Source organism: Streptomyces sp. NPDC006463 (assembly GCF_042870715.1).
GTDB lineage: Bacteria > Actinomycetota > Actinomycetes > Streptomycetales > Streptomycetaceae > Streptomyces.
Genome location: NZ_JBIAHP010000001.1, coordinates 382,065 through 402,609, shown reverse-complemented (window position 1 = coordinate 402,609; position 20,545 = coordinate 382,065). Strand labels below are relative to the sequence as shown.

General features: G+C 73.6%; 18 protein-coding genes. 11 read left to right on the top strand and 7 right to left on the bottom strand.

What is annotated here, in order from left to right; translation table 11 throughout:
• Window positions 1–5 precede the first annotated feature (5 nt).
• The 6 genes from ACFYOB_RS01950 to ACFYOB_RS01925 all read left to right on the top strand — a co-directional run bounded on the left by ACFYOB_RS01950 (window position 6) and on the right by ACFYOB_RS01925 (window position 7,938).
• Window positions 6–797 carry a class I SAM-dependent methyltransferase gene (locus ACFYOB_RS01950; RefSeq protein WP_388553137.1) on the top strand — a complete coding sequence of 264 codons (792 nt, stop codon included), beginning with the start codon at window positions 6–8 and terminating at the stop codon, window positions 795–797.
• Between the two features lie 123 nt (window positions 798–920).
• On the top strand, window positions 921–1,907 hold the full coding sequence (locus tag ACFYOB_RS01945; RefSeq protein ID WP_388553134.1) for an NAD-dependent epimerase/dehydratase family protein: 987 nt from the start codon (window positions 921–923) through the stop codon (window positions 1,905–1,907).
• A 137-nt stretch (window positions 1,908–2,044) separates the two neighbouring features.
• Window positions 2,045–2,605 (top strand): 2Fe-2S iron-sulfur cluster-binding protein, encoded by a 561-nt coding sequence (locus ACFYOB_RS01940; RefSeq protein ID WP_388553131.1) that lies wholly within the window; start codon window positions 2,045–2,047, stop codon window positions 2,603–2,605.
• Window positions 2,602–3,618: an FAD binding domain-containing protein gene (locus ACFYOB_RS01935; RefSeq protein WP_388553128.1), complete on the top strand. Its 1,017-nt coding sequence runs from the start codon at window positions 2,602–2,604 to the stop codon at window positions 3,616–3,618. The genes ACFYOB_RS01940 and ACFYOB_RS01935 overlap by 4 nt, the downstream gene beginning before the upstream one ends.
• Window positions 3,619–3,626: 8 nt before the next feature.
• Window positions 3,627–5,753, top strand: coding sequence for a xanthine dehydrogenase family protein molybdopterin-binding subunit (locus tag ACFYOB_RS01930; protein ID WP_388553125.1), 2,127 nt, complete (start codon window positions 3,627–3,629; stop codon window positions 5,751–5,753).
• Between the two features lie 100 nt (window positions 5,754–5,853).
• Window positions 5,854–7,938 carry a SpoIIE family protein phosphatase gene (locus ACFYOB_RS01925; protein WP_388553122.1) on the top strand — a complete coding sequence of 695 codons (2,085 nt, stop codon included), beginning with the start codon at window positions 5,854–5,856 and terminating at the stop codon, window positions 7,936–7,938.
• Here the strand turns inward: ACFYOB_RS01925 and ACFYOB_RS01920 are convergent.
• Window positions 7,913–9,283, bottom strand: a complete 1,371-nt coding sequence (locus tag ACFYOB_RS01920) for an MFS transporter (protein WP_388553119.1) — start codon at window positions 9,281–9,283, stop codon at window positions 7,913–7,915. The genes ACFYOB_RS01925 and ACFYOB_RS01920 overlap by 26 nt on opposite strands.
• Window positions 9,284–9,409: 126 nt before the next feature.
• The gene (locus tag ACFYOB_RS01915) at window positions 9,410–9,766 is read right to left on the bottom strand and encodes an ArsR/SmtB family transcription factor (protein ID WP_388553116.1); all 357 of its coding nucleotides are present in this window, start codon (window positions 9,764–9,766) and stop codon (window positions 9,410–9,412) included.
• 142 nt (window positions 9,767–9,908) lie between these two features.
• Between ACFYOB_RS01915 and ACFYOB_RS01910 the strand changes: the two genes are divergently transcribed.
• On the top strand, window positions 9,909–10,445 hold the full coding sequence (locus ACFYOB_RS01910) for a DoxX family protein (RefSeq protein WP_388553113.1): 537 nt from the start codon (window positions 9,909–9,911) through the stop codon (window positions 10,443–10,445).
• 30 nt (window positions 10,446–10,475) lie between these two features.
• Here the strand turns inward: ACFYOB_RS01910 and ACFYOB_RS01905 are convergent, their stop codons facing one another.
• Window positions 10,476–11,060 carry a helix-turn-helix domain-containing protein gene (locus ACFYOB_RS01905; protein WP_388553110.1) on the bottom strand — a complete coding sequence of 195 codons (585 nt, stop codon included), beginning with the start codon at window positions 11,058–11,060 and terminating at the stop codon, window positions 10,476–10,478.
• Window positions 11,061–11,138: 78 nt separating this feature from the next.
• Here ACFYOB_RS01905 and ACFYOB_RS01900 point away from each other — a divergent pair, with 78 nt between their 5' ends.
• Window positions 11,139–12,626, top strand: coding sequence for an MFS transporter (locus ACFYOB_RS01900; protein ID WP_388553107.1), 1,488 nt, complete (start codon window positions 11,139–11,141; stop codon window positions 12,624–12,626).
• A 25-nt stretch (window positions 12,627–12,651) separates the two neighbouring features.
• Here ACFYOB_RS01900 and ACFYOB_RS01895 read toward each other — a convergent pair whose 3' ends face one another.
• The 3 genes from ACFYOB_RS01895 to fusA all read right to left on the bottom strand — a co-directional run bounded on the left by ACFYOB_RS01895 (window position 12,652) and on the right by fusA (window position 16,216).
• On the bottom strand, window positions 12,652–13,392 hold the full coding sequence (locus ACFYOB_RS01895) for a polysaccharide deacetylase family protein (protein WP_388553104.1): 741 nt from the start codon (window positions 13,390–13,392) through the stop codon (window positions 12,652–12,654).
• An 84-nt stretch (window positions 13,393–13,476) separates the two neighbouring features.
• Window positions 13,477–14,025: an FABP family protein gene (locus ACFYOB_RS01890; protein WP_388553101.1), complete on the bottom strand. Its 549-nt coding sequence runs from the start codon at window positions 14,023–14,025 to the stop codon at window positions 13,477–13,479.
• A gap of 112 nt (window positions 14,026–14,137) precedes the next feature.
• Window positions 14,138–16,216 carry an elongation factor G gene (fusA, locus tag ACFYOB_RS01885; RefSeq protein ID WP_388553098.1) on the bottom strand — a complete coding sequence of 693 codons (2,079 nt, stop codon included), beginning with the start codon at window positions 16,214–16,216 and terminating at the stop codon, window positions 14,138–14,140.
• A 430-nt stretch (window positions 16,217–16,646) separates the two neighbouring features.
• Between fusA and ACFYOB_RS01880 the strand changes: the two genes are divergently transcribed.
• The 3 genes from ACFYOB_RS01880 to ACFYOB_RS01870 all read left to right on the top strand — a co-directional run bounded on the left by ACFYOB_RS01880 (window position 16,647) and on the right by ACFYOB_RS01870 (window position 20,187).
• A complete protein-coding gene (locus ACFYOB_RS01880; protein WP_388553095.1) occupies window positions 16,647–17,036 on the top strand; it encodes a hypothetical protein in 390 nt (129 codons plus the stop codon).
• 178 nt (window positions 17,037–17,214) lie between these two features.
• Window positions 17,215–18,168 carry an NmrA/HSCARG family protein gene (locus tag ACFYOB_RS01875; protein ID WP_388553093.1) on the top strand — a complete coding sequence of 318 codons (954 nt, stop codon included), beginning with the start codon at window positions 17,215–17,217 and terminating at the stop codon, window positions 18,166–18,168.
• Window positions 18,169–18,297: 129 nt separating this feature from the next.
• On the top strand, window positions 18,298–20,187 hold the full coding sequence (locus tag ACFYOB_RS01870) for a potassium channel family protein (RefSeq protein WP_388553998.1): 1,890 nt from the start codon (window positions 18,298–18,300) through the stop codon (window positions 20,185–20,187).
• A gap of 85 nt (window positions 20,188–20,272) precedes the next feature.
• Here ACFYOB_RS01870 and ACFYOB_RS01865 read toward each other — a convergent pair whose 3' ends face one another.
• A complete protein-coding gene (locus tag ACFYOB_RS01865) occupies window positions 20,273–20,428 on the bottom strand; it encodes a DUF6131 family protein (protein WP_388553996.1) in 156 nt (51 codons plus the stop codon).
• Window positions 20,429–20,545: the final 117 nt, after the last annotated feature.

Below are 20,545 nucleotides of genomic sequence, written 5' to 3'. Positions count from 1 at the left end.
AGGCGGTGAGCGACTCGTCGGAGGAAACCGGGCGACCCGGTGTCGGAGAGGGCGCCGCCTGGTCCGGCCGCGAGGGCGCGCAGGCCTTCGCGGCCGTGGAGGCGGCCACGGACTGGCTCCTCGGATATCCGTTCGTCTTCAAGACCCTGGGCCGCCGGCTCGGCGCCGGCGAGGTCCTGGTGGACTACGGATGCGGGCCGGGCAAGGTGGCCGATCAGGCGGCCCGGCGGCTGGGGGCGCGGGTGCTGGCGGTGGACACCTCGCCCGAGATGCTGGCACTGGCGCGCGGTTCGGGCTTGGCAGTGGCGGAATACCACCTCGTCGAGAACGGGCGGGTGACAGGCCTGCCGGACGGCTGCGCCGACGCGGTGATGTGCAACCACGTGCTCGCCTCGCTGCCGACCGAGGAGGCGGTGCTCGCGGTGTTCACCGAGATCCGCCGGCTGCTGCGGCCCGGGGCCCCGTTCGTCCTGCTGGCCACCGATCCCGACTGCGGCGGAATGGACTACGCCTCGCTGCGCATCGGCGAGACGGGTCAGGCGTACCGGCCGGGCGCCCGGCTCACCGTACGGCTCCGGCGCACGGACGGATCCTGGCAGGAGGTCCGCAACCACGCGTGGCCGGTCGCCGTCATCCCCGCCCTGCTGGAGCGCACCGGCTTCCGGGGCGTCGTCCAGCAACGTCCCTCGGTGGAGGAGGCACTCGCCCTAGCGGACCCGGAACTGGCGAACAGCCGCACCTGGTCGGCGGAGCGGGCCAGGCCACCGCTGGTGATCACTTCGGCCTCGGCGGCCTGACGGCTCTCGGCTCTTCAGGCTCACCGCCCTTCAAGCTCACCGCCCTTCAAGCTCACTGCTCTCTGCCTTCCGCTCTCGGCGAAGAGGCGGGCGTAGGCCCCACGGCGGTGTTCGGGTGGGCCGATGGAGATCTTGATATTGGGCGGGACGGCATGGTTGGGCCGCGAGGTCGCGCGGCAGGCACTGGCACAGGGACACCACGTGACCTGCCTGGCACGTGGGGAGAGCGGAGAGGCCGCCGAGGGCGCGGCACTGGTCACCGCCGACCGGCGCGACCCGTCGGCGTACGAGAGCGTGGCCGGCCGGGACTGGGACGCCGTGGTCGAGGTGTCCTGGCAGCCCGGGTTCGTCCGCGGGGCGCTGGCCGCGCTCGGCGCGCGGGCGGGCCACTGGTCGTACGTGTCGTCGGTCTCCGCGTACGCCTCGCACGCGGACCCCGGCGCGGACGAGACTGCCGCGCTGCTGCCGGCGGCGGAGCGGGACGAGGCCGGCCGCGAGCAGTACGGCGAGGCCAAGGCGGCCTGCGAGGAAGCCTCCACGGCCGCGGTGGGGGACCGGCTGCTCATCGCGCGGGCCGGACTGATCGGCGGACCGGGCGACCACAGCGGCCGCACCGGGTACTGGGTCGGCCGCGCCGCCCGCGAGCCGCTGGCCCCGCTGCTGGTACCCGACTCCCCGGACGTGCCGACGCAGGCCGTCGACGTACGGGACCTCGCCGCCTGGCTGCTCGACTGCGCGCGCAAGGGGACGATCGGCACGTACGACGCGGTCGGGCCGGTCGTGCCCTTCGGGGAGTGGGTCGCACTGTCGCGGGAGATCGGCGGGCACACCGGGCCGGTGGTGGAGGCGGACACCGACTGGCTGCTCGGGCAGCAGGTGGGCCAGTTCATGGGTGAGGAGTCGCTCGCGATGTGGATGACCGACCCGCAATGGGCCGGCTTCAGCGCGCGCACCGGCGCCGCGGCGCTCGCGGCAGGCCTGCGCCACCGCCCCCGGGCGGAGCTCCTGGCGGACACCCTGCGCTGGGAGCGGGAAGCGGGGCTGGACCGGCCGCGCCGGGCAGGGCTGAGCCCGGCGCGCGAGCGCGAACTCCTGGACCTGCTGCGCTGAGGGCCGTCCCGCGGGGTCCGGGTGGGGCCAACCGATGGAAGATCGCCTCCGCCGTCGGCCACGCTCCGCGTGGCACGCCGCACACCGTGCTCCGCGACGGCATGGTCGACGGGTAGCGGACACGGAGGGAGCCTGCGGTGGCGAGTGCGACGGAGTCCCATGCCTCCCGCGTCACGCTCCGCGTCAACGGCACGGACCACGTCCTGCCGCTCGACCACCGCGTCACCCTGCTCGACGCCCTGCGCGAGCACCTCGGCCTGACCGGCGCGAAGAAGGGGTGCGACCACGGTCAGTGCGGCGCATGCACGGTGCTCGTCGACGGGAGGCGGATGAACAGCTGCCTGCTGCTCGCCGTGGCCCAGGACGGCGCGCACGTCACCACGGTGGAAGGACTCGCCGCCGTCGCCGCGACCGCCGGCACCGTCGGGGCACTGCATCCGCTCCAGCAGGCGTTCATCGACCGGGACGCCTTCCAGTGCGGCTTCTGCACGCCGGGCCAGCTCTGCTCCGCCGTCGCGGCGATCGAGGAAGCCGCCTCGGGCCACCCCTCGCACGTCACACCCGACGACGTCCTCGCCGAGCCCGGCCGCGGCGTCACGCTCACCGCGGGGGAGATCAGGGAACGGCTCAGCGGCAACATCTGCCGCTGCGGCGCCTACCCCCGCATCGTCGAAGCCGTGCTGGACGTGATCGAGTGAAACCCTTCTCCTACGTGCGAGCGACCAGCCTCCGGGAGGCGACGGCCGCCCACGCCCGGCTGCCCGGCTCCCGCTATCTCGCCGGCGGCACCAACCTCGTGGACCTCATGAAACTGGGCGTCGAGAACCCCGCCGCCCTCGTCGACATCTCCGGGCTGCCGCTGGCGGACATCGAGCTGCTGCCCGCGGGGACGCTCCGTATCGGCGCCACGGCACGCAACAGCGACGTGGCCGCCCACCCCCTCGTACGCGCGCACCATCCGGCCCTCGCGCAGGCACTGCTCGCCGGCGCGTCGGCGCAGCTGCGCAACGCCGCCACCACTGGCGGCAACCTGCTGCAGCGCACCCGGTGCCCCTACTTCCAGGACGTGTCAGCGCCCTGCAACAAACGCGACCCGGGCTCCGGCTGCGCCGCGCGCGACGGGGTCCACCGCGATCACGCCGTACTAGGCCACTCCGAGCACTGCGTCGCCACCCACCCCTCGGACATGGCCGTGGCCCTCGCCGCGCTCGACGCGGACATCGAGCTGTACGGCGAAACGGGCACCCGGACCGTGCCCGCCACCGCGTTCCACCGGCTCCCCGGCGAGCGGCCCGAGCAGGACACGGTCATCGGGGACGGGGAGATCGTCACCGCGGTCCTCCTGCCCGCCGCCGCCCCCGGCGCCGTCTCGCTCTACCGCAAGGCCCGCGAGCGGGCCTCCTACGCCTTCGCACTGGTCTCGGTGGCCGTCGTGCTCGACCTCGATCCCGCGGCCCGCCGCGTGCGGCGCGTCGCCCTCGCCTTCGGCGGCCTCGCCCACCGGCCCTGGCGCGCCGCCACGGCCGAGGAACGGCTGACCGGCGCCGAGCCGACCGCCGAGGCCGTGCGGGAGGCCGTCGACGCGGAGCTGGCCCAGGCGCGGCCCCTGCGCGACAACGCCCACAAGATCACGCTCGCCCGCAACCTCGCGTGCGACGCACTCGCCACGCTCGCCCGGCGGGCGCAGGACGGACGACCCAGCACCCCGTAGGAGCAGGAATGTGCCCCGACCGTCCCGACCGCGACGCCCCCGCCCCCGCCCTCGGTTCCCCCACAGCCCGGACCGAGGGGCCCCAGAAGGTCACGGGCGCCGCGCACTACGCCACCGACCGCACCCCGCCCGGACTCGCCTACGCCTGGCCCGTGCCCGCCACCGTGCCCCGCGGCCGCGTCACCGCCGTGGACACCGGCCCCGGCCTGGCGCTCCCGGGTGTGCTGGGCGTCCTCACCCCGTACGACGCGCCCCGTCTGGGCCCCGCGGACGACCCCAACCTCCAGGTGCTCCAGAACACCGAGGTCCCGCACCGCGGCTGGTACGTGGCCCTGGCCGTCGCCGAGACCCCCGAAGCGGCGAGGGCCGCCGCGGAAGCGGTACGGATCACCTACGCGACCGAGGAGCACGACGTCGGCCTGCGCACCGACCACCCCGAGGCCTACGCGCCCGAGGAGGTCAACGGCGGGTACCCCGGCCTGCGGGAACGGGGCGACCCGGACGCGGCCCTCGCCGCCGCCCCCGTACGCGTCGACTGCTTCTACACCGTGCCGCCCCTGCACAACCACCCCATGGAACCGCACTCCGCCACCGCCCGATGGGACCTCGCGGGCGGCCGTGAGCACCTGACCGTCCACGACTCCAGCCAGGGTGCGGGGGCGGTCCGCACGGCGCTGGCCTCGCTGTTCGGCCTGCCCGAGGAGGACATCACGGTCGTCAGCGAGCACGTCGGCGGAGGGTTCGGTTCCAAGGGCACCCCCCGCCCTCACGTGGTGCTGGCCGCCATGGCCGCCCGCCACGTCGGACGCCCCGTCGAACTCGCCCTGCCCCGGCGCCAACTGGCCGCCGTGGTCGGCCACCGTGCGCAGACCCTCCACGAGATCAGCCTGGGTGCCCGCACCGACGGCACCCTCACCGCGCTCAGCCACGAAGTCACCACGTACACCTCCCGGGTCCGGGAGTTCGTGGAGCAGGCGGCCGTCCCCGCCCGCGTCATGTACGCCGTACCGGACAGCCGCACCGCCCACCGGGCCGTCGCCCTCGACGTCCCCACGCCGTCCTGGATGCGCGCCCCGGGGGAGGCGCCCGGCATGTACGCCCTGGAGTCGGCCATGGACGAGCTGGCCGAAGCGCTGGGGGTCGACCCCGTCGAGCTGCGCATCCGCAACGAGCCCGCGCGTGAACCCGACACCGGCAAGCCCTTCAGCAGCCGGCACCTCGTCGACTGCCTGCGCGAGGGCGCGGCCCGCTTCGGCTGGGCCGCATCGCGTACGCCGCGCCGGGAAGGGCCGTTCCTCCGGGGCACCGGAGTGGCCGCCGCCACCTACCCCGTCTACATCGCGCCGTCGACCGCCCGGGCCCACGCCCGGCCCGACGGGAGCCACCTCGTCGAGATCAACGCCACCGACATCGGGACGGGCGCCCGTACCGTCCTCGCCCAGGTGGCGGCCGACGCCCTCGCCGTCCCACTGGACTCCGTGACGGTGGCCATCGGCAGCACCGACCTGCCGCGAGCCATGCTCGCCGGCGGATCCGCCGGGACGGCCTCCTGGGGGTGGGCGGTGCACGAGGCCTGCACCGCGCTGGCCGCCCGCCTCGCGGGCCTGCGGCACGGCCTGCCCGCCGAGGGGCTGTCGGCGACGGCCGACACCACCCAGGCGGTCCGGCAGGAGTCGCCGTACGCCCGCCACGCGTTCGGTGCCCACTTCGCCGACGTCCAGGTCGACACGGTCACCGGAGAGGTACGCGTACGCCGGCTGCTCGGTGTCTTCGCCGCCGGTCGCATCCTGAACCCGGTGACGGCGCGCTCCCAGTTCACCGGCGGGATGGTCATGGGCATCGGGATGGCGCTGACGGAACGCAGTACGGTCGACCCCGTCCTCGGCGGCTTCGTCGAGGCCGACCTCGCGGCCTACCACGTGCCGGTCCACGCGGACGTGCCCGACATCGAGGTGCACTGGATCGACGAGCACGACGAACACCTCAACCCGATGGGCAGCAAGGGGATCGGCGAGATCGGCATCGTCGGCACGGCGGCCGCGATCGGCAACGCGGTGTGCCACGCCACCGGGAAACGCCTGCGCGAGCTCCCCCTCACCCCGGAACGGGTCCTGCCGGCGCTGGAGGCCTTGTAGGCCGTACGGCCCACGCCGTCCCCGCCCACGACGCCCGCCCGGACGCTGCGGGGCCGATTTGGAGGGACGATGAAAGCCAGCCGGGAAGGGAGCGCCGTTGATGGATGCGACCGATGCCTTCGCGACGGGCGGCGCAAGGCGCGCCGAGGCCGGGGTTTCCCCGCCGAGCGGGCTGCTCGACGTCCTGAACGTCGCGGCGGTCGTCCTCGACGGGGAGGGGCGGGTAGCCCTGTGGAGCCCGCAGGCCGAGCAGCTGTTCGGTTGGACGGCCCAGGAGGCCCTCGGCCGGCCCGCCGCCCGCCTGCTGGCGTCCGAGGACCACGTGGACCTGGTCGTGGAACTGTTCGCGCGGGTCATGGGCGGCGCGGGCGACTGGGCGGGCGCGTTCCCCGTACGGCACAAGGACGGGACCACGCGCCTGGTCGAGTTCCGCAACATGCGGCTCCTGGACGAGCGCGGGGACCTGTACGCCCTCGGGATCGCCACGGACCGAACCCGGCTGCGGCAGCTGGAGCGGGACCTGGCCCTCTCCGCCCGTCTGGTGGCCCAGTCCCCGATCGGGCTGGCGGTCCTGGACACCGATCTGCGCTACGTCCTGGTCAATCCGTCGCTGGAGCGCATCAACGGGCTCCCCGCCTCCGAGCACATCGGACGGGCTGTCCACGAGGCCCTGTCCTTCCTCGACGACGCGGGAGCCGTCGAGGCGGCGATGCGCCAGGTCCTGGCCACGGGCACGCCACTGGTCGAGCAGTTCACCGCCGGGCACACCCACGGCGATCAGCATCATGAACACGCCTGGTCGGTGTCGTATTACCGGCTGGAGGACGCCACGGGGCGCGTCCTGGGCCTGGCGACCTCCGTGGTGGACGTGACCCAGAGCCACCAGGCTGCCAAAGAGATCGCCCGCAGCCGACGCCGCCTCGCCCTGATCGCGGACGCCACGGTGCGCATCGGCACCACCCTCGACCTGGATCAGACCGCCCGCGAGCTCGCCGACGTCGTCGTGCCCGAGCTGGCCGACATCGCCGCGGTCGACATCCTCGACTCCGTCCTCGAAGGCCGGCCGAGCCTGAAGTCCTCCGCCCACGAACCGGCGGTGTTCCGGGCCCTGGCCGTGGCCGCCGCCTATCCCAGCGAGGCCGTCCGCGCCGCGGACCCCCCGGGCGACATCGCCCGGTACGCGGCGGACCGCCTGGTCACCCGGTCCGTGACGACCGGCCACCCGGTACTGGTGGCGCACGTGCACGCCCACGACATCTCGCGCATCGCCCGCGACGACGACGCGGCCGCCCTGCTGGCCCGCGCAGGCCTGCGCTCCTACCTGGCCGTGCCGCTCATCGCACGCGGCGAGGTGCTCGGCGCCCTCGACCTCAAACGCACCCGCAACCCGCTGCCGTTCAACGACGACGACATCATCCTGGCGGGCGAACTCGCCGCCCGCGCCGCCGTGTGCATCGACAACGCCCGCTGGTACCGCAACGCGCACCACACCGCCCTCGCCCTCCAGCACCACCTGCTCCCGCACCACCCGCCGCCCACCCCCGGCCTGGAGGTCGCCTACCGCTACCGGCCGGCCGCGGCCACCAGCGAGATCGGCGGTGACTGGTTCGACGCCATCGCCCAGCCGGACGACACCACCGTCCTCGTCGTCGGAGACGTCATGGGCAGCGGGATCAACGCCGCCGCGGGCATGGGACAGCTGCGCACCGCCACCCGCACCCTCGCGGAACTGGCCCTCGAACCCACCCGTGTACTCGAGCAGCTAGACCGCACCACCAGCGCCCTGGAGGAGACCATCGCCACGTGCGTCTACGCCGTCTACGACCCCCACCGCGCGCAGTGCCGCATCGCCCTCGCCGGGCACCTGCCCCCGGTCCTCATCCGCTCCGGCCGGGCCCCTCAGCTGCTCGACCTGCCCACCGGGACCCCGCTCGGCGTGGGCGGCATCCCTTTCGAGTCCACCGCCGTGCGGATGGAGCCCGGCGACCAGCTGGTCCTGTACACCGACGGCCTGGTCGAGACCCGGGACCAGCCCATCGACGAGCGCCTCGGCCTCCTCCTGGACCTGCTCGCCGACACCAGCCGCCCGCTGGAGGAGACGTGCGACAGGCTCCTGGACACGCTGCGCCGACCGGACGACCACGACGACGTCGCCCTGGTCATCGCCCGCGCGAAACCGCTGTGAGACCGCTGGCCGGCCAGTGGTGGTGGTGCTGGTCGATGACGTAGTGGTGCCCGTGCCGCCAGCCGCCCGCCTCGGGGTGGGCGTCGGCGAGGTGGGGGTGGCCGGGAGGCAGGTCGGGGTGGACGTGTTCGAGCCGGGACGGGTCACGGGCGGGCCAGAGGGCGGCGGCGGCCGCGGCGGCGGCCAGGGAGACGGCACCGAGGACCAGCGCGGTCACCGGAAGCCCGGCTCCGGCGGCGAGCCAGCCTGCCAGGGGGTACGTCAGCAGCCAGCAGCTGTGGGAGAGGGAGAACTGCGCGGCGAACGCGGCGGGCAGGTCCGCGTCGGCGGTGGAGCGGCGGATCACCCGGCCGCCGGGGGTCAGTACGGCGGAACAGGCGGCGCCGATCAAGGCCCAGAGCAGCAGGATCACGGTCCATGACCAGGCGCCCGGTGACGTCGAGGTGACGACCGCGACGACGGCCAGGACCACCGGCAGGGCGAAGCCGGCCGGGAGCATCAGGGCGCGGTCGGGGACGCGGCTCAGCAGGCGCGGCAGCAGCAGTGCGGTCAGCGCGGATCCTGCGCCGTAGGCACCGAGGGCGAGGGAGACGGCGCCCGCGGGGCGGCCGAAGTGGTCCCGTACCAGGACGACCGTGTCGACGAAGACGATGGCTCCGGCGGCAGCCACCGCGAGGTCGAGGGCGAGCAGGGCCCGCAGGCGGGGCGTCGCCAGGAACAGGCGGGCGCCGAACGCGGCCTTGGCGTAGGCGCCCCCGGTGCGCTCGACGGGCGCGGGCCGGGGCAGCACGGTGGCCAGGACGAGGGCTGCGGAGGCGGCGAAGCCGAGGGTGGTCCCGGCGAACAGCCAGCCGTAGGAGACCAGGGTCAGCAGGGCCGCGGCCAGCGCCGGGCTGAACAGGCTCTCCAGGTCGTAGGCGAGCCGGGACAAGGACAGGGCCCGGGTGTAGTCGCGCTCGGCGGGCAGCACCTCGGGGACGGTCGCCTGGAAGACGGGCGTGAAGGCCGCCGAGGCCGCCTGGAGCAGGAAGATCAGAAGGTAGATCTCCCAGATCTCGGTGACGAAGGGCAGGGCCGCCGCGACCGCGGCCCGGGTCAGGTCCGTCGCGACCATCAGGGTGCGGCGCGGGATCCGGTCGGCGACCGCGCCGGCGAGCGGGGCGATGGCGACGTAGGCGGTCATCTTGATCGCCAACGCCGTCCCGAGCACCGCCGAGGCGTGGTTCCCGGCGATGTCGTACGCGAGCAGGCTGAGCGCGACGGTCGCGAGCCCGGTGCCGACCAGGGCGACGACCTGGGCGGTGAACAGGCGCCGGTAGGTGCGATCGCGCAGTACGGACAGCATCGGTTTCCCGTCCCGGGCCGGGTCGGCGGCGTGGGGAGACCCCTGACTCCATCACCATAGCCAACATGTGCGTACCTGTGCACATGTGCTGTACGTCGTGTGGCAGTCGTGCGGTCAGTCGTGCGGTCAGTCGTGCGGCGGAAGGGAGCGCAGCTGGTGGTCGGCGACGCTCAGGGCCTCGTCCACCAGGCGCCGCAGATGCCCGTGGCGCAGGGCGTAGACCACGCGGCGGCCGTCCTTGCGGCTGGTGACGAGCCCGGCGAGGCGGAGCTTGGCGAGGTGCTGGCTGACGGAGGGCCGGGCGGCACCGCAGGCCTCGGTGAGCGTGCTGACATCCGCTTCGCCGCGCCCGAGCTCGTCCAGCAGCGCCAGGCGGGTGGCGTCCGCGAGCAGCGCGAGGACGGACACGGCGACCGCGAGGCGCTCGCCCTGATCCTGCTCCTGCGCGCTGTCTGCACCTGCCAGGTGCGTGCTTGCGCTCATGCGCACATGGTAGGCGGGCCCGTAGGCCCGTACGGAGGATCTGGGGGCGGATGCGGGGCGGCGGCGCCCGGAGCGGATACGGATGGGGTGCGTATCGCCGTGTGCGCCGTGTGCGCAGCCACCCATCCTCGAGGAGACCCCGATGAGCCGCATCAACCGACGTGACCTTGGCCTGCTGGCGCTGCGGGCCGGTACGGGCGCGGTGCTGATGGCGCACGGCGCGCAGAAGCTCTTCGGATGGTTCGGCGGCGCGGGCCTGGAGGGAACGGCGGCCGCGATGGAGCACATGGGCTTCAAACCTGGGCGGGAGAGCGCGATCGCGTCCGGTCTGGGTGAGGCCGGCGGTGGGGCGCTGCTGGTCCTGGGTCTGGCCACCCCGGCTGCCGGCGCCGCGGCGGCGGGAGCCATGGCGGGGGCCGTGTCCGTACACGCGCCCGCCGGGTTCTTCAACCAGGGCGGCGGGTTCGAGTACCCCGCGTTCCTCGGGTTCACCGCGGCCGCCATCGGCCTCGCCGGTCCGGGCCGCTACTCCGTCGACCACGCCACCGGACACTGCTTCGACCGGCGGTGGACGGTCGCACTGGCCTTCGCGGCCAGCGCGATCGCGGCCGCCGCGGTGGTCGCCAAACGCGCCGGGGCGCAGCAGGGCGCCGCCCCGGAGGCTGCCGAAGAGGAATGAGCGGCTCGATCCCGCCCGGATGCGGGGGTGTCAGGCGCGGGGCTTGGCGCGGACGTGCATGCGCTCGCCCTGTCTCCCGAAGAGGCTGAGGATCTCGACGGGCCGCCCGTCCGCGCTGCTGAACCAGTGGGGCACCCGGGTGTCGAACTCGGCGGCCTCACCGGGGCCGAGCACCAGGTCGTGCTCGGCGAGTACGATGCGCAGCCGGCCGGCCAGCACGTACAGCCACTCGTAGCCCTCGTGCGCACGGAGTTCCGGCTCGCCGCCCCGGTCATTGATGATCATCTTGTACGCCTGGAGGGGGCCCGTGCTCCGCGTGAGGGGGAGGAACGTACCGCCCCTCGGCAGGGTGCCGGGTGTCATCCTGACCCGGGGATCCCCCACCTCCGGGGCGCCGACGAGGTCGTCCAGGGGAACGTGGTAGGCGCCGGCGAGCGGCAGCAGCAGTTCCAGGCTCGGGCGGCGCTGACCGGACTCCAGCCGGGAAAGGGTGCTCTTGGAGATGCCGGTCACCTCGGAGAGCGCCGCCAGGGTCAGCCCGCGCTGGGCGCGCAACCGCTTGAGCCGGGGGGCGACCTCGTCGAGGACCGCCTGGTACGGCGGTGGTGTGTCCATGGGGGCCATTCCACTGCGCCGTCCCGGAATCGGCAACAAAGTTTGCCGCCACAGACCGGCGGGCGCACCCTCCTGCGCATGAGCCCACACAGCGATTCCGGCCACGGCCCCCACAGCACCGACCACGTCCGTAGTGTAGGAAAGGAGGAGGCCGCAGCCGCAAGTACCCCGGGGACACCCGCCGTTCGGTGGGCGCTCGCCGGACTCTCGCTGTCCATGCTGCTGTCCTCGCTCGGCACCAGCATCGCCAACGTCGGCCTGCCGACGCTGGCGCAGGCGTTCACCGCCTCCTTCCAGCAGGTCCAGTGGATCGTCCTCGCGTACCTCCTCGCCGTCACCACCCTCATCGTCAGCGTCGGACGCCTCGGCGACATCGTCGGCCGCCGGCGGCTTCTGCTGGCCGGGATATCCCTGTTCACGGCCGCCTCGGTGCTGTGCGGTCTCGCGCCCACCCTCTGGTGGCTGATCGCCGCCCGCGCGGCGCAGGGCCTCGGAGCGGCCGTCATGATGGCCCTCACCATGGCCTTCGTCAGTGAGACGGTGCCGAAGGCGAGGACCGGCAGCGCCATGGGGCTGCTCGGGACGATGTCCGCGATCGGTACCGCCCTCGGTCCCTCGCTGGGCGGCGCCCTGATCTCCGGACCCGGGTGGCGGGCGATCTTCCTCGTGAACGCGCCGCTCGGCATCCTGACCCTGCTGCTCGCCCACCGCCACCTGCCCGTCGACGGGCGGGATCCCGAGAAGGACCGGGCGGGCTTCGACCACCTGGGTACGCTGCTGCTCGCCCTGACGCTCGCGGCCTACGCACTCGCCATGACCCTGGGGCGCGGCGGCTTCGGTCCGCTCAACACGGCTCTGCTGCTGGCCGCCGCTCTGGGAGCGGGTCTCTTCGTGCGGGTCGAGGCGCGATCCGCATCACCGCTGATCCGGCCGGCGGTCTTCCGTGAGCCGGCGCTGAGCGCGAGCCTCGCCACGAGCGCACTCGTCTCGACGGTGATGATGGCGACGCTGGTGGTCGGGCCGTTCTACCTCTCCCGCACGCTGGGGCTCGGCGAGGCCATGGTCGGACTCGTCCTGTCGGCCGGTCCGCTGGTGGCCGCGCTGACCGGTGTGCCGGCCGGTCGCATCGCGGACCGCTTCGGCGCAGCGCGCATGACCCTCGCCGGGCTCACCGCCATGGCGGCCGGATGCCTGCTGCTGTCCGTGGTCCCGGCGACGCTCGGCGTCCTCGGCTACGTAGCCCCCCTCGCGGTCGTCACCGCCGGCTACGCGGTGTTCCAGACGGCCAACAACACGGCGGTGATGGCAGATGTCGGCCCGGACCGGCGGGGTGTCGTCTCCGGCATGCTCAACCTGTCGCGCAATCTCGGGCTCATCACCGGCGCCTCGGTCATGGGCGCCGTGTTCGCGCTCGCCTCCGCGACCACCGACGTGGCGACGGGACGTCCCGAGGCCGTTGCCACCGGTATGCGGATCACATTCGCGGTCGCGGCGGCCCTGATCGTCGCCGCCCTCGCCATCGCGGCGGGAAGCCGGGCCCTCGCGCGACGCGATGCCGGTGAATGACCGCTGAACGACGGCGCGTTCGCCGTCAGGGCGCGGCCGCCTCCGTGAGGTACCGGCGGAGGTCGATGATCTCGTACTCCTCGTCCTGGGCGGCGTCGATGATGCGGGGCAGCGCCTGGGCGTCGATGACGACGCCGTCGCCGGTGCTGCCCACGTGCATCTGGATGATCGCGCCGGGGGAGAGGGCGTCCACGGCCCGCGCCACCGCCTCGTCCACGGTCATGCCGCCCGCCGGGCCGAGATACCCCTTGGTGTCCGCGGTGAATTCGATGGCCGCGTAGCCGAGGTCGTTGACGTCGGCCACGCAATCCGCCGTGGTCGCGCTGTAGGGGAAGCGGAAGAGGGGCAGGGGCTCGGCCCCGGATGCCGTACGGATCGCCGCGTCGGCGCGGTGCACCTCGTCCGCCCGGTCCGCGGTGCTCAGGTCGGCGAAGTAGGGGTGGCTGTACGAGTGGTTGCCCAGGCCGTGCGACGCCGCCATGGCGCGCACCGCCGCGGGGTGGGCATCGGCGAACCGGCCGGTCGGGAAGAACGTGGCGGGCACCTTCCGGCGCCGCAGTTCCCCCAGGACGGTGTCGATCCCGCTCTCGTCCCATGCGGCGTTGAAGGTGAGGGCCACGATTCTGCGGGCGGTGGGCAACCGGCGGATCTCGCTGCCGAGCAGTGCCGCCGGCGGCCGTGGCCCCGCCCCCACCGCCGCGCCGGACCCCGGTGCGAGCGCGGCGGCCAGCAGCGCCGTCATCGCGGCCCGTCGTCCCACATGCACCGTCGACCCTCCCTCTCCGTGCCACGACTATGCGAGAGAGGGGGGCGTATCACCGGTCGGACCGTGCCGGGCGTCCGGGTGATATCAGGGCGAGGACGGGCGACGGCGCAGGTGGGTCGTCAGGTGGTGCTGGAGGGGCTGGCCCACGGCCGCCATGTCGTGAGTGACCGTCATCTCCTCGCCCTGCAGGGCGTAGTGGCGCCGCGTGCCGGTGACCTCCTTGGCCAGGGGCGTCAGCGCCACGTCCTTGGTCTCGATCTCGATCTCCGTGCCGGATACCCGCCCCACGTACGTCTCGACGATGCCGGTGGGGTGGGCGAGCACGACTTCCAGGGACGCGTCGGGCGTCACCCGCCACCACCCCGCCTCGCGCCCCGCCGGGCGGACCGGGGTCCCGGACTCGTCGATCAGCCACGCGCGTGCCTCGTAGCGCAGGAAGGGGCGGCCGTCGTGGCTGAAGGTGATCTCCTGCTCGTACCGGAAGTCCTGCTCCAGGGTCGGGTACTCACCGCGGCCGCGGCCGTGCCAGCGCCCCAGCAGGGGCAGTACGGGGCGCAGCAGCGGGTGCGGATCGGGGCCCTCGCCGAGGACGTGGCTGTCGGGGTACGGATTGTCCTGCGGCGACTCGAACATGTGCACCTTGCCTGTCTGCGGATACCACCAGAGGTGCAGCCTAGGCCCCGGGCCGTTCGGGGCCCCGGACCGCCCCGCCCCCGTGGTGGGGACGGGGCGGCCGGTCCGGCGGTTACCGGGTCAGCAGGGCCGCCGCGACCGGGGCCGGGACCGGCGACAGGCCGGCCGGGCGGGTCGTGAAAGCCCCCCGGCCCTGGGTGCGGCCGCGCAGCCGGGACGCGTAGCCGAACAGCTCGGCCAGCGGCACGGCCGCGGTGATCACCGCGGTGCCGGACCCGGACGTGGATCCGCTGACCCGTCCGCGGCGGGCCGCGAGGTCACCGAGGACTCCGCCCACACCGTCCTCCGGGACGGTCACCGTGACCTCCACGACCGGCTCCAGCAGCTCCACCGTGCTCACGCGCAGCGCCTCGCGCAGCGCGAACCGGCCCGCCGCCCGGAACGCCATCTCCGAGGAGTCCTTGGAGTGGGTCGCCCCGTCGGTGAGCGTGACCCGGAGCCCCGTCACCGGGAAGCCCCCGAGGGGGCCCTCCGCGAGGGCGTCCCGGCAGCCCGCCTCCACGGCGCGCGCGTACTCCTGCGGCACGCGGCCGCCGACGACCGTCGACCGGAACTCGAAGCCCACCTCCTCCAGCGGCTCGACGTCGATGACGATGTGCGCGAACTGGCCCGCGCCACCCTCCTGTTTGACATGCCGGTGGACCAGCCCGGTCACCCCGCGTACGACGGTCTCCCGGTAGGAGACCTGCGGCCGCCCGACGACGACCTCCACCCCGTGGCCGCTGCGGATCTTCTCCACCGCGACCTCCAGATGGAGTTCGCCCATCCCCGACAGCACGGTCTGCCCGGTTTCCGGGTCGGACCGCACCACCAGGGAGGGATCCTCCTCGGCGAGCCGGGCCAGCGCGGACGAGAGGCGTCCGGTGTCGGAGCTGCGGCCGGCCTCGACCGCCACCGACACCACCGGATCGGCCACCGTGGGCGGTTCGAGGACCACGGGCGCGCCCGGCGCGCACAGGGTCGTGCCCGCGCGGGCGGCCTTCAGCCCGATCACCGCGACGATGTCACCGGCGACCGCCTCCTCCCGCTCCTCGTGACGGTCGGCCTGCACCCGCAGGATCCGGCCGACCCGCTCCGTACGACCCGTACCGGCGTCCAGTACGGACTCGCCCTTGCGGAGCGTGCCCGCGTAGACGCGCAGGTAGGTGAGCCGGCCGGTCGGTGTCGCCGTCACCTTGAAGGCGAGGGCCGCGAACGGCTCCGCCGGATCGGGTGCGCGCTCCTGCTCCTCGCCGTCGGCAGTGCCGCGTACCGGCGGCATGTCCGCGGGCGACGGCAGGTACGCCAGGACCGCGTCCAGCAGCGGCTCGACACCGCGGTTGCGGTACGCCGAGCCGCACAGCACCACCACGCCGTCCCCACGGAGCGTCAGCTCCCGCAGGGCGCGGGCCAGGGTCTGCCCGGTCAGTGCCGACGTCGCGCAGAACTCCTCCAGGGCGTCCGCGTGGAGCTCGGCCACCGTCTCCTCCAGGAGCCGGCGGCGCTGCTGCGCCTCCTCGCGGAGCGGCTCGGGCACGGGCCCCGTCTCGTACGAGTCGTGGCCGGCGCGCCAGAGCAGCGAGCGCATTTCCAGCAGGTCGACGACTCCGGTGAAGGCGTCCTCCTTCCCGATGGGCAGCTGGACCACGAGGGGAACCGCGCCCAGCCGCTCCCGGATCGAGGCGACGGCCGTATCGAGGTCGGCGCCCGCCCGGTCCAGCTTGTTGACGAAGGCGATCCGCGGCACACCGTGCCGGTCCGCCTGCCGCCACACCGACTCGCTCTGCGGCTCGACTCCCGCGACGGCGTCGAACACCGCGACGGCCCCGTCCAGCACCCGCAGGGACCGTTCGACCTCGTCGGAGAAGTCGACGTGGCCCGGGGTGTCGATCAGGTTGACGCGATGTCCGTCCCAGGTGCAGCTGACGGCCGCGGCGAAGATGGTGATGCCGCGGTCGCGTTCCTGGGCGTCGAAGTCGGTGACGGTCGTGCCGTCGTGCACCTCGCCACGCTTGTGGATGGCACCGGTCGTGAACAGGATGCGTTCGGTGATCGTGGTCTTGCCGGCGTCGACGTGGGCGAGGATGCCCAGGTTGCGGACGGTGGTCGTGGCGGGGGAAGTCGTGGCGAGAGGTCGCCGGTTGGTGCGCATGGCCCGAGGCCTTTCGAATGATTTCGAAGATGAGGAAGAGGGCAGCGCGATTCCCGGACGCGGTCCCGCCCCGCGCGGCTGCGCCGCCGCCCTGCCCGGAACAAGGTCCGGGCAGGCGTCGTAAGGGAAGCGGGAGGGGGAGGGGAACTAACAGTGCGTCACGGGCATACGGTGACGGCCGCGCAGCCGGCACCGCGCGCCGTGAGACACCGGGATCACGTCGTACCGGGACGGGGGAGCGACGGCGGCTGCGGTGCGGTTTGTGCACATGGCCCGGCTCCCCTTCTCTTCACTCGGCATGAGGCGTACGACGCCGCTCTGTCGGCGGCGCGTACGGCGAGTGTAGTGAGCCGTCCGGGCGAGGGCATGGCATTTTCCGGGACCTCGGAAAATGCGCCCATATCCCTGTAAATGGGCATACTCCGGGTAGATGGACCAGATCCTCGACCGCAAGGGGTGTGACATGGCACGGCTGTGCGTCGATGGCGACGATCTGGTGGTCCGCCTGGCGTGGTGGGAGAAGCCGGCCGCCCGGCGCGGTGACGTACGCGTCCCGCTGGCGAGTCTGACCCACGTGGAGGTCACGCAGGACTGGTGGCGCGCGCTGCGCGGCGTACGGGCGCAGGGCACGCTCATTCCCGGCGCGCTGTGCCTGGGGAGGTGGCGGCACGCCACGGGCGAGGACTTCGTGGCGATCCGGCGCACGCATCCGGACGTCGTCCTCGTCGAGCTCTCGCCGCCGTCGCCCTTCACCCGGATCACCGTCAGCGGCCCCCACTGCGAACGCGTGGCCGCGACCGTGCGGGAGGCCATGGCATGACCGAGGGCCCGGGGGTGATGGATTCCCCGGGCCCTGGGCCGCGTACACCGCGGGGGACGCGGGTGTGTATCTGCGACATCCAGAGAAACGATCCGCCACGCCCGGGGTTACGGGGTCACGCCGCCGGATCCGCGTGGCGTGACGGTCCGTACGCGGAGAGTGTGCGAAGAAAGGGGTCATGGGCGAGAAGAAGACGATCACGGTGTTCGGTGCGACCGGCTCGCAGGGCGGTGGCCTGGTACGGGCGATCCTGGCGGACCGGGAGAGCGAGTTCGCGATCCGGGCGGTGACCCGCCATGCGGACTCCGAGAAGGCCCGGGAGCTGGAGCGGCTCGGGGTGGAGGTGGTCGAGGCCGACATGGACGACGAGGCGAGCCTGGCCCCGGCCTTCGAGCACGCGTACGGCGCCTACCTGGTGACCAACTTCTGGGAGCACATGTCCGCAGAGCGGGAGAAGGCCCAGGCGCTGGCGCTCGCCCGGGCTGCCTCGCACGCCGGGGTCCAGCACGCGATCTGGTCCACGCTGGAGGACACGCGCGACTGCATCCCGCTGGAGGACGCACGGATGCCCACGCTCCAGGAGCGCTACAAGGTGCCGCACTTCGACGGCAAGGCGGAGGCCGACCACTACTTCACCGAGGAGGGCGTACCGACGACCTTCCTGCGCACCACGTTCTACTGGGAGAACCTGCTCGGCACCTTCGCCCCGCAGCGGGCGGAGGACGGCGTGTTCCAGCTGGTGCTCCCGATGGGGGACAGCAGGCTTTCCGGCATCGCGGTGGACGACATCGGCAAGACCGCCCTGGCCGTCTTCAAGCGCGACACCGACCTCATCGCCGCCACCGTCAGCATCGCCGGCGAACACCTCAAGGTCGCCGACATGGCGTCGGCGCTCTCGCAGGCCCTCGGCGAGCCCGTTCGGTACCACTCCGTCACCGCGGACGCCTTCCGGGCGCTGGGCTTCCCGGGCGCCGACGAGTCGGGGAACATGTTCCAGTTCTACGCCGACTGCGAAGCGCGCTTCACCGCGGCCCGCGACCTCACCGCCGTCCGCGACCTCAATCCCGCGCTCCAGGACTTCCGCACCTGGCTCGCCGCCCACGGTGACGCCCTGCGCGCCGCGTGGGCATGAGGCCCGTGGACGCCGGCGCCTGGGCCGGCTCGCGGCGGGGCCGACGGGGTCGGTGCAGGCGGCGCAAGGCATTCTGAGCCGGTGCAGATTCCCCAGCAGGTTCTTCAAGTCCCGGCCACCGCGGGCCGGATGGTGGTGTGCGGTGACGACGGGCTGGCCCGCAGGCTGACGGCCGAGCTCGGCGAGGTGTACGGGGAGCGGGTGACGCTGGTGGTGCCGCCCGCGAGCGAGCCACCGCTCGCGGTCGGCCGGCCCGCGCGCCGGGGGCGCTGGGGACTCGTCCCGTCGGCCAGGGCGCTGCGCGCGCCGGCGGGGGAGCCGCTTGCGGAGGGGCCGCAGGTCGTGGAGGCGGCGGAGCCGGACGAGGAGGTGCTGTCCGCCGCGGGGGTGGCCGGCGCCGCCGCGCTGGCGCTCGTCTACGAGGACGACGACAGGAACGTACGGGCCGCCCTCGTGGCCCGGCGCCTCAATCCGAGGCTCCGGCTGGTGATCCGGCTCTACAACCGCAAGCTCGGCCAGCACCTGGAGGACCTCCTGGACCAGGCGGCCATCGTCGCCGAACCGGGGCTCGATCCGCGCGAGCGGGACTCCGCCACGACCGTGCTGTCCGATGCCGACACGGCCGCGCCCGCCCTGGCCGCGAGCGCGGTCGCGGGGACGAGCAAGGTGGTCCAGGCGGACGGTCTGCTGCTGCGGGCGGTCGAGCGGATGCCGCCGGGCAGGGGCGAGACCGCCGATCCGGGCCTGTGCACCCTCGCGCTGCTGTCCGCGACCTCCACCGACCCGGCCGGCAGCGAGAGTTCCGTACTCGGCGGTGAACGCGGGCTCCAACTCCTGCCCGACGACCGCGCGGTGGCGGCTGCCGCGGGACGCGGCACCGTGGCCCTGGAAGCGGTGGCCCACACGGGCCCGGCGCAGGCGGCGCCACGGCTCGGAGCGGCATCGCTGCCGGTGGCCTCGCTGTTCTCCCGGCGACTGCGCTGGTCGCTGGCCGGCATCGTGGCGGCCGTCACCGCACTCGCCGTGGCGTCCTGGCTGACCACGGGAGACCACCCCCTGCACGCCGCGTACATCACCCTCCTCGACATCTTCGCGATCAACGATCCTGCGGTCGGGGCCCCCGCGCAGCGGCAGCTGCTGCAGATCCTGGCCGGATTCGTCGGCCTGCTCCTCCTGCCCGTGCTGGTGGCGGCCGCGCTCGAAGCGCTCGGGGCGTTCCGCACGGCCACCGTTCTGCGCCGGCCGCCCCGCGGGCTGTCCGGGCACGTGGTGCTGCTGGGGCTGGGCAAGATCGGCGCCCGGGTGCTGGCGCGGCTGCGGGAACTTGAGATCCCGGTGGTGTGCGTGGAGTCGGACCCGCAGGCCCGGGGCGTGGCACTGGCCCGCCGACTGCGGGTGCCCGTGGTCGTGGGCGACGTCACCGACGAGGGCGTACTGGAGGCCGCCCGCGTCCATCGCGCGCACGCGCTGCTCGCCCTCACCAGCTCGGACACCACCAACCTGGAAGCCGCCCTGTACGCGCGCGCGGTCAAACCGGATCTCCGGGTCGTCATGCGCCTGTACGAGGACGACTTCGCGACTGCCGTCTACCGCACCCTGCGCGTCGCCCACCCGGGCGCCCTCACCCGCAGCCGCAGCGTCACTCATCTCGCCGCGCCCGCCTTCGCCGGGGCGATGATGGGCCGGCAGATCCTCGGAGCCATAGCGGTGGAGCGCCGGGTGCTGCTCTTCGCCGTCGTCGACGTGGCGGGCCACCCGCAACTGGAAGGCCGGACGATCACCGAGTCCTTCCGCCCGGGGGCCTGGCGGGTGATCGCCCTCGACGCCGCCTCCCCCGAAGACCGCCGCCCCGACCTGGCGTCCCTCCCTCGCGAAGGAGCGGACTCCAGTCAGGGGCTGGTGTGGGACCTGCACCCCGGTTACGTCCTCAAGCCCGAGGACCGGGTCGTGCTGGCCGCCACCCGCCGCGGCCTGGCCGAGCTCCGCGGCCGCACCGGCGCACCTGCCGCACGGCCCTGACGGGGCCGTGCGGCAGCGGATCGCACCGGTCGGCGGGGGGAGCGGCGCCGCTGGTAGCAGGCGCTGCTAGTAGCTGTAGGCGCTGCTAGTAGTAATGGCGCCGGCCTCCTACCGAGTGGCCGACGGCTCCCAGAATCCACAGGATGACGCCGACGACGAGCAGGATGACCCCGATGGTCCAGAGGATGGAGATACCGGTGAGGAAGCCGATGATCAGCAGGATGATGCCAAGGATGATCATGATGTTCTCTCCCATCTCGCATTCGGCTCCTGCCCCGTTTCAGCCGACGCATGCGCCCGCTCCGGAGTGCCGTGCATCCGCCGGTGTACGGTCCGTACCCGTCCCGCAGCCTGCTGT

Excerpts from the sequence above, each read along its gene's own strand:
- ACFYOB_RS01920 (WP_388553119.1), bottom strand. The coding sequence starts at position 9,283 with ATGCTGTCCGTACTGCGCGATCGCACCTACCGGCGCCTGTTCACCGCC.
- ACFYOB_RS01880 (WP_388553095.1), top strand. The coding sequence starts at position 16,647 with ATGGACCAGATCCTCGACCGCAAGGGGTGTGACATGGCACGGCTGTGC.
- ACFYOB_RS01915 (WP_388553116.1), bottom strand. The coding sequence starts at position 9,766 with ATGAGCGCAAGCACGCACCTGGCAGGTGCAGACAGCGCGCAGGAGCAG.
- ACFYOB_RS01925 (WP_388553122.1), top strand. The coding sequence starts at position 5,854 with ATGGATGCGACCGATGCCTTCGCGACGGGCGGCGCAAGGCGCGCCGAG.
- ACFYOB_RS01905 (WP_388553110.1), bottom strand. The coding sequence starts at position 11,060 with ATGGACACACCACCGCCGTACCAGGCGGTCCTCGACGAGGTCGCCCCC.
- ACFYOB_RS01900 (WP_388553107.1), top strand. The coding sequence starts at position 11,139 with ATGAGCCCACACAGCGATTCCGGCCACGGCCCCCACAGCACCGACCAC.
- ACFYOB_RS01890 (WP_388553101.1), bottom strand. The coding sequence starts at position 14,025 with ATGTTCGAGTCGCCGCAGGACAATCCGTACCCCGACAGCCACGTCCTC.
- ACFYOB_RS01930 (WP_388553125.1), top strand. The coding sequence starts at position 3,627 with ATGTGCCCCGACCGTCCCGACCGCGACGCCCCCGCCCCCGCCCTCGGT.
- ACFYOB_RS01865 (WP_388553996.1), bottom strand. The coding sequence starts at position 20,428 with ATGATCATCCTTGGCATCATCCTGCTGATCATCGGCTTCCTCACCGGT.
- ACFYOB_RS01875 (WP_388553093.1), top strand. The coding sequence starts at position 17,215 with ATGGGCGAGAAGAAGACGATCACGGTGTTCGGTGCGACCGGCTCGCAG.
- ACFYOB_RS01870 (WP_388553998.1), top strand. The coding sequence starts at position 18,298 with ATGGTGGTGTGCGGTGACGACGGGCTGGCCCGCAGGCTGACGGCCGAG.
- ACFYOB_RS01910 (WP_388553113.1), top strand. The coding sequence starts at position 9,909 with ATGAGCCGCATCAACCGACGTGACCTTGGCCTGCTGGCGCTGCGGGCC.
- fusA (WP_388553098.1), bottom strand. The coding sequence starts at position 16,216 with ATGCGCACCAACCGGCGACCTCTCGCCACGACTTCCCCCGCCACGACC.
- ACFYOB_RS01945 (WP_388553134.1), top strand. The coding sequence starts at position 921 with ATGGAGATCTTGATATTGGGCGGGACGGCATGGTTGGGCCGCGAGGTC.